The 16,145-nt window shown below is 65.3% G+C and carries 14 protein-coding genes; 6 read left to right on the top strand and 8 right to left on the bottom strand.

Annotated features, from left to right (window positions below):
• Window positions 1-401 precede the first annotated feature (401 nt).
• Window positions 402-866, top strand: a complete 465-nt coding sequence (locus AB4118_RS00005; RefSeq protein ID WP_441487795.1) for a protein-tyrosine phosphatase family protein — start codon at window positions 402-404, stop codon at window positions 864-866.
• On the opposite strand, the gene AB4118_RS00010 is transcribed toward AB4118_RS00005, so the two are convergent.
• Genes AB4118_RS00010 through AB4118_RS00020 form a run of 3 tightly spaced genes read right to left on the bottom strand, consistent with a single transcriptional unit; the run spans window position 842 to window position 3,748 of the window.
• A complete protein-coding gene (locus AB4118_RS00010; protein ID WP_441487796.1) occupies window positions 842-1,528 on the bottom strand; it encodes a GntR family transcriptional regulator in 687 nt (228 codons plus the stop codon). The two genes, AB4118_RS00005 and AB4118_RS00010, sit on opposite strands and share 25 nt — an antisense overlap.
• A gap of 25 nt (window positions 1,529-1,553) precedes the next feature.
• Window positions 1,554-2,651, bottom strand: a complete 1,098-nt coding sequence (locus tag AB4118_RS00015) for an amino acid ABC transporter permease (protein WP_441487797.1) — start codon at window positions 2,649-2,651, stop codon at window positions 1,554-1,556.
• A gap of 2 nt (window positions 2,652-2,653) precedes the next feature.
• The gene (locus AB4118_RS00020) at window positions 2,654-3,748 is read right to left on the bottom strand and encodes an amino acid ABC transporter permease (protein WP_441487798.1); all 1,095 of its coding nucleotides are present in this window, start codon (window positions 3,746-3,748) and stop codon (window positions 2,654-2,656) included.
• 186 nt (window positions 3,749-3,934) lie between these two features.
• On the opposite strand from AB4118_RS00020, the gene AB4118_RS00025 reads away from it, so the two are divergent.
• The gene (locus tag AB4118_RS00025) at window positions 3,935-4,474 is read left to right on the top strand and encodes a phosphatase domain-containing protein (RefSeq protein WP_441487799.1); all 540 of its coding nucleotides are present in this window, start codon (window positions 3,935-3,937) and stop codon (window positions 4,472-4,474) included.
• Window positions 4,475-4,532: 58 nt separating this feature from the next.
• On the opposite strand, the gene AB4118_RS00030 is transcribed toward AB4118_RS00025, so the two are convergent.
• Window positions 4,533-4,967, bottom strand: a complete 435-nt coding sequence (locus tag AB4118_RS00030) for an Lrp/AsnC family transcriptional regulator (RefSeq protein WP_441487800.1) — start codon at window positions 4,965-4,967, stop codon at window positions 4,533-4,535.
• Window positions 4,968-5,107: 140 nt separating this feature from the next.
• Between AB4118_RS00030 and AB4118_RS00035 the strand changes: the two genes are divergently transcribed.
• The 4 genes from AB4118_RS00035 (at window position 5,108) to AB4118_RS00050 (ending at window position 11,163) form a co-directional block, all read left to right on the top strand.
• Window positions 5,108-8,155: an aminotransferase class III-fold pyridoxal phosphate-dependent enzyme gene (locus tag AB4118_RS00035; RefSeq protein WP_441487801.1), complete on the top strand. Its 3,048-nt coding sequence runs from the start codon at window positions 5,108-5,110 to the stop codon at window positions 8,153-8,155.
• A 285-nt stretch (window positions 8,156-8,440) separates the two neighbouring features.
• Window positions 8,441-9,556, top strand: a complete 1,116-nt coding sequence (locus AB4118_RS00040; protein WP_441487802.1) for an aminotransferase class I/II-fold pyridoxal phosphate-dependent enzyme — start codon at window positions 8,441-8,443, stop codon at window positions 9,554-9,556.
• Window positions 9,557-9,581: 25 nt separating this feature from the next.
• Entirely contained in the window at window positions 9,582-10,199 is a 618-nt protein-coding gene (locus AB4118_RS00045; RefSeq protein WP_441487803.1) for a helix-turn-helix transcriptional regulator, read from the top strand.
• Window positions 10,192-11,163 carry a Rossmann-fold NAD(P)-binding domain-containing protein gene (locus tag AB4118_RS00050; RefSeq protein WP_441487804.1) on the top strand — a complete coding sequence of 324 codons (972 nt, stop codon included), beginning with the start codon at window positions 10,192-10,194 and terminating at the stop codon, window positions 11,161-11,163. The genes AB4118_RS00045 and AB4118_RS00050 overlap by 8 nt, the downstream gene beginning before the upstream one ends.
• A 65-nt stretch (window positions 11,164-11,228) precedes the next feature.
• Here the strand turns inward: AB4118_RS00050 and AB4118_RS00055 are convergent, their stop codons facing one another.
• The 4 genes from AB4118_RS00055 to AB4118_RS00070 form a co-directional block, all read right to left on the bottom strand.
• Entirely contained in the window at window positions 11,229-12,581 is a 1,353-nt protein-coding gene (locus tag AB4118_RS00055; RefSeq protein ID WP_441487805.1) for a M20/M25/M40 family metallo-hydrolase, read from the bottom strand.
• A gap of 5 nt (window positions 12,582-12,586) precedes the next feature.
• Window positions 12,587-13,696 carry an aminotransferase class I/II-fold pyridoxal phosphate-dependent enzyme gene (locus AB4118_RS00060; protein WP_441487806.1) on the bottom strand — a complete coding sequence of 370 codons (1,110 nt, stop codon included), beginning with the start codon at window positions 13,694-13,696 and terminating at the stop codon, window positions 12,587-12,589.
• An 85-nt stretch (window positions 13,697-13,781) separates the two neighbouring features.
• Window positions 13,782-15,179 carry an argininosuccinate lyase gene (gene argH, locus AB4118_RS00065; protein ID WP_441487807.1) on the bottom strand — a complete coding sequence of 466 codons (1,398 nt, stop codon included), beginning with the start codon at window positions 15,177-15,179 and terminating at the stop codon, window positions 13,782-13,784.
• A gap of 124 nt (window positions 15,180-15,303) precedes the next feature.
• A complete protein-coding gene (locus AB4118_RS00070; protein ID WP_441487808.1) occupies window positions 15,304-16,134 on the bottom strand; it encodes an ABC transporter substrate-binding protein in 831 nt (276 codons plus the stop codon).
• Window positions 16,135-16,145 lie beyond the last annotated feature (11 nt).

Genomic DNA, 16,145 nt, shown 5'->3' on the forward strand with positions numbered 1-16,145 from the left:
CTCCGACCCGAGCCTCCAGATCCACATAGGAAAACAGCGATCCAGAGCGCTCATCCGACCCGCGCATCAAATGCCCCCAGCCAACTCCTCAAGCCGAGTGAATCACGCCAAACGCCGCCCCGCTACAGACTTTTTCAACAGCCTGCTAGGCCGTCGTTCAACCGCAGTGCGACTGCGTGTCCTTCTTCCGGCTCGCCGACCGCTCGGCGAGCCGGAATGCGTTCCGCACCGCCTTCGCCTGCTCTTCCAAGACGGCCGATGCCATTGTTCTGGACAGTTCCACCTGATCTGCCTCTAGTCGGCACCGATCGGAACACTGGATCCGGCAAGGTTTGCAGGGGGCGGGCATGGAGGAAGGGCCGGTATGGGTTACGGTCCGCGGGCATGCCGGAGCCGTGGGCATGTTGCCGCTGCCGGGGCTCGTCATCCTCCGGCGGGGCGAACGGACCATCGACGCGGATCAGCAGGAGCAGGTTCTCGATGTTCTGAAGTCGAGGGGAACGACGCTCCTGGTGAGCCTCCTGGACCAGACGGAATGCGATGCCGATGACAGCGAACATCTGCAACGCGCTGCGGAGCTGCGCGGGATCCGCCTCGTTTGTGCGCCTATCCTGGATTTTTCCGCGCCGGACGAGACATTGGACTGGCCGCGTTTGGCCCAGGCGATCCTTGGCGAGCTAAGCCTCGGCCGGGGTGTCGCCTTCTGTTGTCTCGCTGGATATGGCCGCAGCGGCATGATGGCCGCGCGCGTGCTGATCGAGACCGGAATGCCGCCGCAGGACGCGATCGCCGCGGTGCGCTCGGCTCGGCCGGGCGCAATCGAAAGCGAGGCCCAGGTCTCCTACTTGCTATCGTCCTCGCCATAGCGTGCGAGCAGCAATTCGAGATGCGCCGCATGCAGGCGAAACAGCTCCGATGCCGGCAGGCTTTCGGTCTTCTCGGCGGTCGCCGCGATTTCCTGCACGAGCAGGGCGCGCACGAGCTCCGGATCGCATTTCAGCCAGCTGACCCAGCTTCGCGCGATGCGGAAGAAAATCATGTCGTCCATCTGGCGCAGCGCCTCGTCGCCGATCAAGGCGTTGCGCGCCTCGTGATGGGCGCGCCAGACGCCCCAGACATCCTTGACGGGGGAGGTGTCACGCAGCCCCTCGGCCAATGAGCGCAACCGCGCATAGTCGGACCGGAGCGAAGTCGGGAGCTGCAGCGGCACGAGATCGGCGATCAGACCCGTCAGGCCGATGCGGAAACGCAGCATGTCGACAGCGTGATGATCGACATAGGAAACGATGGTGCCGACGCCGTTTCGCGTCTCCGCGAGCTGTTCGTAGACAAGGCGCTGCAGGACCTGCCGGATCGGCGTGCGGCTGACGTGGAACTCCGCGGCGAGTGCCGCTTCGTGGATGACATGCCCTTCGTCATATTCACGCAGGCAGATGCGGTCGCGCACGATCTCGAAGATCACGTCGTTGCGCGAGCGGACCATCTGGCGAAGCTGCTGCGCCTCGGGGCTGGTGAGTTCAATCGTCATAGCTCTCCCTGTCGCAAGGCCGGTCTCAGCCGAGCTTGCCGGCGCCGTGCCCGAGCCGCCGAGCTCGTTCGGAGATCATCCAGCAGCAGAGGAAATAGAACAGCCCGATCGCAATGTTCGCCTCCAAAGCATAGGCCTGCCAGAGAGGATCGGCATATGCCATGCGGGCTGTCGAAAGCAAATCATGCATGCCGACGATGGCGACGAGCGAGGTGTCCTTGAAGCTGCCGATAATCGTGTTCGTCATGCCGGGGATGGCCGTCCGCAAGGCCTGGGGCAGCACGATCAGGCGAATGCGTTGCGCGGCGGTGAGGCCGAGGCTGGCTCCCGCCTCGATCTGCCCCTTGGGCAGCGCCTGCAGCCCGCTGCGAATGTCCTCGGCGAAATAGGCCGCATAGAAGAGGGTCAGCACGATCAGGATGGCGGCGACGGGCTCTATGGTCGCGCCGCGCGTCAGCAGCAGCGGCAATACGAAAATGCCGGCGAACAAGACCGCGACCATCGGAATGGCGCGCACCGTCTCGATATAGGCGACGGCGGCAAGGTTCAGCGCGCGATGCTGCGACCAGCGAGCCAGCGCCAGCAGGATGCCGAGCGGAAATGCTGCGGCCATCGTGAAGGCAGACAGGAACAGGATGAGGGGGAGGCCGTTCCAGCGGTGGGATTCGACGAAGGGCAGGCCAGCGAAACCTCCGCGCAGAAGCAGGTAGGAGAGCACAGCAGTGCCCACGACCATGGCTGCCCGGATCGCAAGCCTCATCGGAACAAGTGCAAAGACGAGGATCGTCACGATGATCAGGCCGCTGGCGAGTTGCGCGCGCCAGCGCTCGGCGGCCGGGTAGGTCCCGGTCAGGACGAGATTGGCCTTCTCGCTGAGAAAGGCCCAGCAGGCTCCCGAGGCATTCAGGCATTCGGCTCGGTTGCCGGAAAACGGGACCGCCTCGAGCACCACCCAGGTCAGCGCGCTCCAGGCGAACAGGACCAGAAGAGCGAGCGTGACGACGGTCAGCACCGTGTTCCACCAGCTCGAAAACAGATTCTGGCGCAGCCAGCCCTGGATGGGCGCGAGCCCTTTCCGGGGAAGGGCATTCGCGCGGGCGATCGTCTCGACTGTCAGCGTCATTCTCAGCGCGCCTTCAGCCGGAAGGCATGGTCGCACCAGTTCACCAAGGCCGAGATCAGCAGGTTCGCGATCAGGAAGAAGGCGGCCACGAGCGCCATCAGTTCGATCGGGCGGAATGTCTGATTCACCGATGTGCTCACGACGCTGAGCAAATCGGAGTATCCGATCGCCAGCGCGATCGAGGTGTTCTTCAGCAGGTTGGAGTACTGATTACCCAGCGGCGGCGTGATCACGCGCAGTGCCTGGGGCAGCACGATGAGCCGCATCGTCTTCAACCAGTCGAGGCCGAGCGCCTGTGCTGCCTCGCGCTGCCCGTGCGAAGTGGCGATGATGCCGCCGCGCACGATCGCGCCGATTTGCCCGCCGTGATAGACCGACAGGGCCACCACAAGCGCGGTGAACTGCAAGGACAGGCTCACGCCCCCGGTAACATTGAAGCCCGCCAGCTTCGGCACAGACCAGGTGACGTGGAGTGTCCCTGTCAGGTCGAGCGCCGCGTAGAGGCTCGCCGCGGCAGCGACCACAGGCAGGAAGACCGGGCGGCGCTTGCCTGTGCGGTCCTGGTGCAGCCGGGCGGCGCGGAGCCACAGAAACGCGCCTGCGAGCCAGAGGCAGGCTGCCATAGCAAGCGCTTGGCCGCCCTGCTCGATGATCGGCCAGGGCAGCACGAGACCGCGATTGCTCAGCATCGCGCCGAAGGGGCTGGTCCAGGCCGAGCGGATATGGGGCAGGTTGCGCACCATCGCCACATAGAGCGCGATCACGATCAGGAGCTTCGGCAGATTGCGGAGCAACTCGACATAGGTGCGCGCCAACGTGCGCACGAGCCAGTTGGAACTGGTCATGGCGATGCCGACGAACAGCCCGATGCCGCTTGCCAGGACGAGGATGAGGGCCGCCGCGGCGAGGGTATTCAAGATGCCGACGAGCAGCACACGAGCGTAGGTGTCGCGGGGCGAATAGCCGATCAGGCTTTCGCTGACATCGAAACCCGCTTCCTGCCAGAGGAACGAGAAGTCGATTTCCATTCCCGCAGCCGCAAGGTTCGCAGAGACGTTGCGAGCCGCGAGGAGACCGAGAAGGGCGATCCCGAGCATTGTCGCCGCCGGCCAAAGCACGGCCGCGAGCCGCTCACGCCTCGTCCGTGGCGGAGGCGGCATGGAACTCACTGTGTTGGGCGGAGGGGCTGACATGGACTCCATAGTGATATAGCTGTACACAGCTATATCACTGAGTCAATTGATGGGCGTTGCGCGCTTTGCGCGCGGGCCGGAGGGGTCTGCTTGGACAAGTCAGCTTCGAAGCCAGCATCGATCATCGCGCTGCCCGGGATCGCCGGAAAGCTGGTGCTGGCCCCTTGTCCGGGATCGTGGCGAGGGCGCCCCTTGCCAGGCGCCGATCCCGTGCTGGCTCTCGCCCAGGATCTCGATCATCTCGCCAGGCTCGGAGCCGGTGGGCTCCTCAGTCTCGTCGAGGCGCATGAGCTGCCTTGCGAGCAGAAGCTGTTTTCCGTGGCTGTCCGGGAGGCCGGACTGGAGTGGGCCCATGCAGCCATTCCCGATTACAGCGCGCCGACTGCGGCCTTCGCCGCGGACTGGCAGAAGCTTGCGCTGTTGCGTCGCCTCGCGGCGGGGGAGAACTGGGCCATCCATTGCAAGGCGGGGCTTGGGCGCACCGGGACGGTCGCAGCGCTGCTGCTCATCGAATGCGGCCTCGAAGCCGAGGCCGCGATCGCGAAAATCCGGCATGAACACGCAGCCGGCGCGATCGAGACGCCCGCGCAGGTCGAGTACCTGATCGCTCATGCGCGGTCTCGCATGTGATGCGGGTTGTCGCGGCGCGGGCGTGACGAAGAGCTGACCGCCGGCGTCCGTCGATCGCTCAGGCTGGCTTCTCGTCTGCGAGCACGATTGCCGTCGTCAGGTCGGCGACATGCGGCATCGACGCAATCTCGTCACGCACGGAGTTCAACGCCCGGGTCGTCTCCGCCTCGATTTCGGCGATGACGTCGATTTCGCCGCCGATCGAGTAGCACCGCCTGACCGCCGGGAGCACGGCAATCCGATCCACCGTGTCGCGCGCCGGTGTCTTGGTGAGGCGGATGATCAGGAAGGCGCGGAATGCGTCAACACCCGAACGGCCCTCCATGACGGTTGCCGTGTAGCCGCGGATGGTGCCGTCGGTCTCCATCTTGGCGATGCGCTCGCGCACGGAGCTGCGGGCGAGCCCGACGCTTCCCGCAATCGTCTTGATCGGCAGCCGCGCATTGTCCTGGAGCAGCCGCAGAATCTTCGCGTTCGTCTCGTCCATCGCCATCAAGGGCTCGCAGATATCCGTGTGGCGGCGATAGCAGGTTGCTACCGCCACAATGGCGGCAAAACCGCCGATTGGAGCAGCGCGGCCGCCACCGCATCAATGTCAGATTGATGGCAGAGCGACAATTCGGAAAGCCTGCGATGACCTTCGTCAACCACCCACGCCCGACATTCTCCCTCGACGAGGCGGCGGAGGTCTTGCGGCAACGCTTCGGCGTTGTCGGCCGCCTTGATGGCCTGCCCAGTGAGCGCGACCAGAATTTCGACGTGCGCGCGGACGATGGGCAGCGTTTCATCCTGAAGATCGTCAATGGGGCCGAGCCGCTCACCGCGATCGAATTCCAGACCGCGCTGCTGCGGCACGTCGAAATCAACGATCCGAGCTTGCCGACGCCGCGTGTGGTGCCGACGCGCGATGGGCTGGAATTCGGCCTTTTGACCGGCCGCGGCGGCGAGCGTCATTGTGTCCGTCTCGTCTCCTATCTCCCCGGCACACCGCTGGCCAAGGTTGCCAAGACGCCGGAAACGCTGCGCGACATCGGCCGTGTCCTCGGGCAGCTCGACCGGGTGCTCGGCAGCTTCGGTCATCCCGGTGCGCATGTCGCCTTCGATTGGGAGATCCGAGAGACGCCGCGGGCGCGCCAGCGCCTGTCCCATGTGTCCGATGCGGCACAGCGGCGCTGCCTGGAGAAGGTGCTCGACACCTATGATTCCCGGGTCGCGCCGACGCTCCGGCGCCTGCGCCATGGTGTCATCCACAATGACGCCAATGACTGGAACCTGTTGGTCGCCGATCCCGAGAAGGGCGCGATCGCGGGTCTTATCGATTTTGGTGACGCGGCCCATTCGCCGCTTATCGCCGAGCTCGCCGTCGCCTGCACGTATGCGATGCTCGACGAGAAGAGCCCGATCGAAACAGCCGCCATGATCACTGCGGGCTATCACGCGGAACTGCCGCTGCAGGACGCCGAGCTCGACATCCTGCTCGATCTGATCGCCGCACGGTTGGCGGTGAGCGTGTCGATTTCGGCGACGCGTCATGCCGAAGCGATCGAGAATCCCTATCTCCTCGTCAGCGAAAGGCCGGCCTGGACTCTCCTGGAGCGGCTCGGCAAGGTCGATCGCCGTATCGCCACGGCGATCCTGCGCAACGCCTGTGGCCTCGAGGCGACGCCCGGGGCCGGGCGCCTGCGGGGCTGGCTGGCCGCAAACCGCCGGACGCTGGCGCCGCTCATGCACCCGCATCCGGCGCGCCAGCAGAAGCATGTGGTCGATCTCGGCAATCCCGAGGCGTCGCTGGCGCGGGCGAGCGCGGCGCAGGATCATGCTGCGGCCGACCGGGCCTATGCCGATCTGCAGAGGGAACACGGCTTTACGCTCGGCCTCGGGCCGTATGGCGAACTGCGCACCGTCTATACGGCGCCCTTTTTCGACTCGACCCTGATCGACGGCGCGCGCCGGAACATCCATCTCGGCCTCGATATCTTCGCGCCTGCGGGTGCGCCGCTCTTTACCCCGCTGCCGGCAAAGGTGGTGGCGGCCACGATCAATCCTGCGCCGCAAGATTATGGCGGGCTCCTGCTGCTCGAGCATGAGCCGGAACCTGGCCTGCGCTTCCGGAGCCTCTGGGGTCACCTGGATCATGCGTCGGTTCGCGAGCGCCGCGTCGGCGAGGAACTGCCGGCCGGCGCCTGTGTGGCGCGGCTTGGCGACTATGCAGAGAATGGCGGCTGGATACCGCATCTCCATCTGCAGCTCGTCGCCGCGGATTATGATGACGTCAGCGTCATTCCGGGCGTTGGCGAGTCGGCTTTTCCCGGCGTCTGGAACGACCTCTTTCCTTCGCCCTATGATTTCGCGGGCCTGCCGCCGGAGACCTTCGACAGGACCGGACAAGAAAAGGATGCCCTGCAGGCGGCGCGCAAGAAGCGACTGGGCCCAAATCTGTCGCTGTCCTATCGCAGGCCGCTCAAGATGGTTCGCGGCGAAGATGTCTGGCTGATCGACGAGACCGGCCGGGCCCATCTCGATTGCTACAACAACGTCGCCCATATCGGGCATTGCCACCCGCGCGTGGTGGATGCGATCACGCGGCAGGCCCAGCGCCTCAACACCAACACGCGCTATCTCCACGACAACATCATCGACTACACGGAGCGCCTGGCGAAGACGCTGCCGGGTGAGCTCGATACGTTCTTCGTGGTGTGCACGGGGAGCGAGGCGAACGAACTCGCGCTGCGCGCGGCCCGAGCCTATACGCGGCGACGCGACATGATCGTCCTGGACTGGGCCTATCACGGCCACACACAGGGCCTGATCGACATCAGCCCCTACAAGTTCAAGCGCAAGGGAGGCAGCGGGCGGCCGGAGCATACGCATGTGCTGCCCGTCGCGGATCCCTATCGCGCGCCGGCGGAGTGGCCGGAGGGCGAGATCGGCAAGCGCTATGGCGAGCATGCCTGCGAGATCATCGACCGGCTCGTGAAGGACGGGCATGCGCCCGCCGCCTTCATCGCCGAAACGATCCCAAGCGTCGCCGGGCAGGTCTTCCTGCCGCCGGGATATCTCGGTGCGATCTACGATGCCGTTCGTCGCGCCGGTGGCCTGTGCATCGCGGATGAGGTCCAGGTGGGCTTCGGCCGCGTGGGCCAATCGATGTGGGCCTTCAAGGAGCACGGTGTCGTGCCGGACATCGTCACGATGGGCAAGCCGATCGGCAACGGTCATCCCCTTGCCGTTGTCGCGATGCGCCGCGAGATCGCGGAACGCTTCGCCAACGGGATGGAGTATTTCAATACATTCGGCGGTAATCCCGTGTCCTGCGCGGCGGGGCTCGCTGTCCTCGATGTGCTCGAAGACGAGCGTCTTCTGCCGAACGCCGTGGAGCAGGGAGACTATCTCCTCACCGGCATGCGCAAGTTGATGGACCGTCATTCGGTCATTGGCGACGTGCGCGGGCGCGGCCTGTTCCTCGGCCTTGAACTCGTGCGGGACCGGGCAACCAAGGAGCATGCCGGCGAACCCGCTTCGGCCATCGTCAATCGGTCCAGGGAGCTCGGCGTGCTGATGGGGACCGACGGCCCCTTCGACAACGTCATCAAGCTGCGCCCGCCCATGACCTTCCGGCGCGAGCATGCAGACATCCTGCTCGAGACCCTCGACGAGGCGATGCGCGACACGCTGGGCTGAAGCTACTGATCGGCGCACCGAGCAGGCGAGGCGCGTCGCTCGCTGAAACAGGCCCGGCGGTGGGCAACCTCCGCCGGGGCAATCTTGGGGCGCGCCTGTGCAACCCGGCTGCGATGACGAAAACGCGAATTCCTGCGCGCGACGCCGACGACGGTGTATCGGCTCCGTCGCGAAGAGGGGCTCGAGCGGCCCAGGATCCATTAAATTAGACAATGCTTCTAATTTAGACTTTTTTGTCTTTATCCCATATGCTAGACAGCTCGAACCCGCGTTTGGACGAGCGTCATGAAGATCGAAGAATTCAGCCTGGAGCGGATCCAGTCGCTTTACGAAAACACTGTCGAGTTCAATCTCTCGGATAGCGGCGTTCACCCCTACAGCCTGAACGGGCTGCTCGACGAAGGCCAGCGCAATGCGTTGCTCGATGTCGAACTGGGCTATGGCTGGACGAACGGGGCCGTCGAGTTGCGCGAAGCGGTGGCGCGGCTCTATCGCGGCCGGACATCCGACGAGGTCATCGTCACCAATGGCTCGGCCGAGGCCAATTTCCTGATGGTGATGTCGCTGCTCGAGCCCGGCGACGAGATCGTCGTCTTCGTGCCCAACTATCTGCAGATCTGGGGTTGGGCCCGGGCCATCGGGGTCACGGTGAAGGAAGTCGCGTTGCGCGAGGAACTGGGCTGGACCCCGGATCTCGACGACGTCCGCAAGGCCGTTTCGCCACGCACCAAATTGATGACGATCTGTCACCCGAACAACCCGACCGGCAGCCTGCTTTCGCGCGAAACGATGGACGGGCTCGTCGCGATTGCCCGCCAGAACGGCACCTATCTGCATGCCGACGAGGTCTACAAAGGCGCCGAGCTCGAGGGTGACGAACCGCCCAGCTTCGCCGATCTCTACGAGCAGGCGATCATCACCAGCGGCTTGTCGAAGGCGATGGCCTTGCCGGGCCTGCGCATCGGCTGGCTGGTCGGCCCCACCGCCGATATTTACGCCGCCTGGCAGCGCAAGGACTACACCTCGATCACTACGAGCGCGATCAGCGAGTATGTCGCCCGCATCGTCGTCGAGCCGGCCAAGCGCGCCGAGATCCTCCAGCGCAGCAAGACCATCCTGAGACAGAACCTGGCGCTCCTGACGAGCTGGGTCGAGCGCAACAGCGAGTTCTTCTCCTTCGTTCCGCCCAAGGCCGGCGGCATGGCCTTCGTGAAATATGCGCATTCGATGAACTCGACGGAACTCGTGCATCGGCTGCGCGAAGAACGCGGCATCATGCTCCTGCCCGGAGACGTCTACGGTCTCGACGGCTATATCCGTATCGGAATCGGGGCTCCGGGCGACCATCTGGAGGCCGGTCTCGAACGCCTGAGCGACTATCTGAAGTCGCAGCCGCGCTAGACCGGGGCTGCCAAGGACCTGGATCATGCCGACCGAACTCATGGCCTATGCGCCGATCTGCGACGCCGTCGCCCTGCTGTTCCGTCCCTATGCCGAGGTCGTGCTGCACGATCTCGGCTCGCAGACCGTGGTCCATATCGCCGGCAACTTCTCGCAGCGCGTCCTGGGCGAGCCATCGCTCCTGAACGAGATCGGTTTCGACGAGGCCGAGACGACGATCGGTCCCTACGAGAAGATCAACTGGGACGGCCGCCGGATCAAATCGATCAGCGTCGTCCTCACCGCCAATGGCGCGGCGATCGGCGTGCTCTGCATCAATGTCGACGTCTCGCATTTCCACGCCGTGATGCAGACGCTCGGCGCGCTCGTGGCCGTGCCCGCGGGAGCCGACAAGCCGCCTGTCCTGTTCAAGGAGGATTGGCATGAGCGCATCAACGAGTATGTCCAGCAATGGACGCAGGAGCGCGGCCTGATCGTGACCGCGCTGAGCCGCGAGCAGAAGCGGCAACTGGTGGCCGATCTTGCCGCGAGCGGCGCCTTTGGCGGGCGCAATGCTGCAGCCTATATCTCGCGCGTCCTCGGGCTCGCGCGCGCCACCGTCTACAACTATCTGAACCAGGCGAACGGACCGACTGATGCTTGATCTGGCGCGGGCACAGATCGAAGCCGCCATTGATCTCGACCGGGCCGTCGTGGCGCTGGAGGAGGGGTTCAAGGCCGCCTCGGCGGGACGGGTGCAGATGCCGCCCGTCGGCTATCTCGGCTTTCCCGCGCATCACGGCGACTGCCATATCAAATTCGGTCACATCACGGGGGATCCGATCTTCGTGGTGAAGATCGCGACCGGTTTCTACGACAATCCGAGGCGCGGCCTGCCGACCAGCAGCGGCATGATGATCGCTCTCTCGGCCGAGACCGGTGCGGTCGTGGCGATCTTGCGTGACGAGGGGTGGCTGACCGATCTGCGCACCGCGCTCGCCGGTGCCATCGCGACCAGAGCCGGAGCCCGCAGCGACGCGCGTCGCATCGGCATTGTCGGTGCCGGCACGCAGGCCCGCTTTCAGATCCGTGCCGCCGCGCATCTGATGCGCGAACGGGCGCCGCAATTCGCGATCTGGGCGCGCTCGGCGGAGCGCGCCGAGGCGGTGCAGGCGGAGCTGCTGGGCGAAGGCATTGCTGTTACCCTCGCGACATCGCCCGAGGCTCTGTGTGCCGAGGCGGATGCCATCATCACCACGACGCCGGCCACGAGCCCCCTGCTCAAGGCGGCATGGATTCGCCCGGGCACACATATCACGGCCATGGGGGCTGATGCGCCGGGCAAGCAGGAGCTCGAGAGCGGCCTCGTCGCGGCAGCCGATATCAGAATCGCCGATTCCCTCGATCAATGCCTCGACCATGGCGAATTTGCCGCCGCGGCCCGCGAGGGACTGATCGAGCGCAGGGCTTGCGTTGAACTTGGTGCGGTCCTTGCCGGGCACGCGATCGGACGCAACGACGCCCGCGACATCACGATTGCTGATCTGACCGGGCTTGCCGTTCAGGACATCGCGATCGCGCGCGTCGTCCTCGAAGGCCGCGGCGCCTCGCCGAGGCCGGGTGCCTGATGGTGTCTGCGGGCACCGGAGATCAGGTGTCTCGACCAAGGGTAGCCGGCGAATGACAGGTCGCGCTAGATGGCGGCCTGGTCCGCATTCGCACGGCGCGCCAGCATCCTGAAGATGGCGCACGACGCCGCGACCATCCGTTCGAAATGATCGATCTCGATGTTTTCGTTCGGCGCGTGCAACTGCGCCCCGTGGTGGGTGAGGCCGATCCCGAACACATCGGTGCCGAGATGGTCGATGAAGGGATGGGCGGTGCCGGACGCCGGGGAACTCGGTTGGACGATCGCGGGGCGGCCGAATTCAGCTTCGAGAATCTCCGCGCAGGCGGCCACGAACCAGTGACCCGCGTCGCTGCGCACCGGCCTGACGATGGCGTCGTGAACGATGACCTCGACATCCGCCATGCCGAGGCGCGCGAGATGGTCTCGCACGAGCTCGACGACGCGCGTCGGGGTCTGATCGGGTACAAGGCGGAAATCGAGCTTGGCGAAGGCCTCGGCGGGCAGCACCGTCTTGGCTCCCTCGCCCTGATAACCGCCGCCGATGCCGTTGACATTGAGACAAGGCAAGAAATTCATCGCGGAGAAGAAGTTCTGGCCGTCGACGCCGCTCAGCGTACGCTCCCCGCCCGTCGCGGCGCTGACGCTGGCAAGCGAGAAGGGGGGCGACAGTGCGGCGGCGCGCTCGGCGTCGGATGGCGCCCGCACATCGTCATAGAAGCCATCGATCGTGATCCGCCCCGCGGCGTCGCGCATCGAGGCGACAGCGGCGCAGATGCGCCAGAGCGCGTTGTCGTAGACCGCCCCGTAGCTCGAATGCAGGTCGCCCCTCGCGGTGCGGCAGCGCAGCTCGATCGCGGTGATGCCCTTGAAGCCGCACAGGATGACAGGCCGGCCGGAGGCATCGATCTCGCCGAATTCCCACCAGCACAGATCGGCGCGCTCGCCGGCGAAGCGCTTCGCCAGGAAGCCATCGAGCGAAGGACTGCCGATCTCCTCCTCGCCATCAACGATCCAGATCAGCCGGAACGGAAGCGGCCCGCCCTGCTGGGCCTGGAAGCGGCGCCAGCCGGCAAGACGGCTGGCGAATTCGCCCTTGTCGTCGGCCGCGCCGCGGCCATAGAGGCGGCCATCGCGTTCCGTCAGGGTGTAGGGCGGGCTCAGCCAGAGCGCCGCGTCACCCTCCGGCTGCACGTCGGAGTGATTGTAGATCACGACGGTCAGCGGTCCCTCGCCAGCCGTGCCGACCACGAAGGGACCGACCGAGCCAGGGTGGATCTCGGTGGCGAAGCCAGCGTCGTCGAGCAGATCCCGGACGAGGGTCGCCGCCTCGTTCAGGCCGCGTCCCTCGGCGCTGACCGAGGGAATGGCAACGAGACGGGCCAGATCGTCCCGTCCACGGCTGACCGCGTCATCCACCGCATTCACCCCGCGTGATGGACCAGAAACCGGTCGAGGCGCTTCAGCCCCTCGGCGAGCGTTTCGGTCGGCACGCCGATGCCGATCCGGATGTGCTGTTCGATCCCGAACCAGCTGCCGGCGACGACGAAGACGCTCTCCTCCTCACGAAGCAGGCGGGAGAATTCCTCGGACGGCAGGTTGAGAGGATAGCGCAGGAAGGCCATGCCGCCCGCCTCCGGCCGCTTCCACGACCAGCCGGGATGACGCGACATCCAGTCGCCGACGAGATTGGCATTGGTTCGCAGCAGGTCGCGGCCACGCGACAGGAGACGGCTGCGCGTATCGGGCTTCATGACTGCTGCCGCAAGGATCTGGCTCAGGATGCCGCTGCCGATCGTCGTATAGTCCTGACGTTCCGCGGCGCCGGCAACCACGTCGACTGGTGCGACGATCCAGCCGAGGCGCAGGCCCGGACAGGCGAAGGATTTCGACAGGCTGCTCGTCACCACCAGTCGCGGATAGGTGCCCCAGAGCGTCCGGGTTTCAGGCCCGTCGATCTCGCCTCCGCGATAGATCTCGTCCACCAGCAGCCAGGCACCGCTCTGCCTTGCCGCAGCGACAAGCGCGTCGCGGCTTTCCTGCGTCAGCACGCTGCCGGTCGGGTTGGCCGGATTGGTGACGGCGATGACCTTGGCTCCCGCCGCGGCCGCATCGAGGCTGGCGGGGTCGAACTGCCAGCCATTGTCACCGCTCAGTTCAAGGCGCTGGACGTCGAATCCGAGTGCGCGGCCAAGACCATCCACCTGCATGAAATTGGGGACGGCAAAGACGATGCGCTCGCCGGGCTCGACGAGCGTCATCAGCGCGATCATCGTCGCCTCGGAGGAGCCATTGGTGACGAGAACGTTGGACGGCCCGGCTCCCGGATACCATGAGGCGATATTCGCCCTCAGGTCAGGCCGGCCATCGGTCCAGCCATAGCCCAATGGCAGCTTGAGCAGGTCCTGCATCTCGCTTGGCGGGAGGATGTCCTCGATCGCCCAGGGATGAACGCCGCTCTCGGTGAGATTGATCTCCACCTCGTTCTCGAAGAGCGTCTGATTGCGCTCCATCTGGAAGATATCGAATTTCAAGGCTCATTCCTTCCATCGAACGGAAAGGCTGCAGGCTCCCCGCGGAACGGCAGCACTTCCCCTGGTTTCGCGCAGATGCCGGGCGTCACAGCCAGCGCGCGTTTGCCCGTGCGATCGCTTCGCGCACGACATCCGGCGAGGTTCCGCCATAGCTGCGGCGGCTGTTCACCGAATGCTCCGGCGCAAGCACCGAGTAGACCTTCTCGGTGATGCGCGGATCGACGTCCCGCATGCTCTCGATATCAAGCGCGCTCAAGGTGCAGCCCTTGGCCTCGGCCCTGGCGACGACCTTGGCGGTGATGTGATGGGCGTCGCGGAAGGGGATGCCGCCCTCGCGCACGAGCCAGTCGGCGAGGTCCGTCGCGGTCGGAAAGCCGCGTTCCAGGAAGCTGCGCATCTGGTCCGGGCGGACGGTCAGGTCGCGTATCATGCCGGTCGTGGCCTCGGCGCAGAGCTGGACTGTCTCCAATGCGTCGAACATGGGCTCCTTGTCTTCCTGCATGTCCTTCATGAATGTCATGGGCAGACCCTTGACGGTCATGAGCAGGGCATTCAGCGAGCCGACGACACGCCCGGTCTTGCCGCGCACGAGTTCGGCCGCATCGGGATTGCGCTTCTGCGGCATGATCGAGGAGCCGGTCGTGAAGGCGTCCGACAGGGCGATGAATCGGAAGCCGTCGCTGCACCACAAGGTGATCTCCTCGGCGATGCGCGAGAGATGCACGGCCAGCATCGAGCAGCAAAACAGCAGCTCGACGATGTGATCCCGCGAGGCGACCGAATCCATCGAGTTCTCGGTCGGGGCGGAGAAGCCGAGTTGCTCGGCCGTGAAATGCCGGTCGATGGGGAAGGCGGTTCCGGCCAGGGCGGCGGCTCCCAGCGGGCAGATATTGGTGCGCTCGCGAGCACCTGCCAGTCGCTGCCGGTCGCGGCCGAACATCTCGACATAAGCCATGAGATGGTGGCCGAAGGTAACGGGCTGCGCGACCTGCATATGAGTGAAGCCCGGCATCAGGGTCTCGACATGCTCGCCGGCGCGTTCGATCAGGGCGCGCTGCAATTCCTGCACGACCGCATCGAGCCCGTCGATCGCATCGCGCATCCACAGGCGGACGTCGGTGACGGCCTGGTCGTTGCGGCTGCGGGCGGTATGTAGCCGGCCCGCCGGCTCGCCGACGATCTCCTTCAGCCGCGCCTCGACATTCATGTGAATGTCCTCGAGATCGACGCTGAAGGTAAAGCGGCTCTCCTCGATCTCCTGGAGGATCTGGTCGAGCCCTGCCTGGATTGTCTCGTTGTCCGCCTCGCCGATGATGCCCTGCCGCGCCAGCATCCGGGCATGGACCTTCGAGGCGGCGATGTCCTGCCGGTAGAGGCGATAGTCGAAGCCGATCGACGGATTGATCTTCTTCATGATCTCCGCCGGCGCCGTCGTGAAGCGTCCGCCCCACATCTTGTTGGCGCCACTCTTCTGCTCCGACATCTCTTCAGCTTCCTGTTGTTCAGAACGTGGTGGCCTGAGCCCCGCACAGACAGGGCAAGGCTCAGGCGGGGGATAGGCGAAAGGGGCGGCAGGCGCCGCCCCTTTGCGTGTCACCTATTGGGTGTCACTTGGCGCTGTTGATCTTGATCTCGCTCATACCGTTCCGGGCGAGGCCGTATTTGTCCAGGATTTTGGCATAGGTGCCGTTCTTCACCAGCCTGTCGAGCGCATCCTTGATGGCATCGCGCAGTGCCGGCTTCGTCTTCAGCACCGGCAGACCGGTGATCTCCTCGGTCAAGGGTTCGCCGAGCAGGACATAGGTGTTCGGCTCCATTGCCTGGAAATAGGGCAGGGTCTCGTTGCCCTGCACGGAGGCGTCGATGCGCTGGGTCTTGAGCTGGTTGCGCGCGTCGACCGAGCCTTCGGTGCCGACCACGGTGATCGCAGGCGCTCCCTTGGACTCGCAGTTTGCGGTGCTCCATTCGGCGATGCGCTGCGGGTTGTTGGTGCTGCGGCTGGCGCCGACCTTCTTGCCGCACAGATCGGCCGGGGTCTTGATCTTGGCTGCCTGCTGGGCGCCCGTATAGAACTGGGTGCCGGAGCGCATATAGTCGACGAAGTCGACAATCTCGCGCCGCGGAACGGTGTCGCTCATCCCGGCGAGAGCGGTGTCGACGCGCTCGGTCTGGAGCGAGGGGAGCATCTGGGCGAAGGCGATTTCCTGCCACTCGACCTTGACGCCGAGCTCTGCGGCAATGGCCTCGCCGAGGTCGATGTCGAAGCCGGTCAGCTTGCTCGTGGCGGGATCCTTGTAGGTGATCGGCGGATAGTTCGGCATCGTCGCGATGACGAGCTTGCCGGCCTGCTTGACCTTCGCGAGCGAGTCGTCGGCATGGGCGGCTGAGCAGGCGAGCAGCGCTGCCAACCCGGCGCCAAGGGCAATTGATCTCTTCATGGGGCTTTCCT

It is taken from the genome of Allobosea sp. 2RAB26, assembly GCF_052115465.1.
GTDB lineage: Bacteria > Pseudomonadota > Alphaproteobacteria > Rhizobiales > Beijerinckiaceae > Allobosea.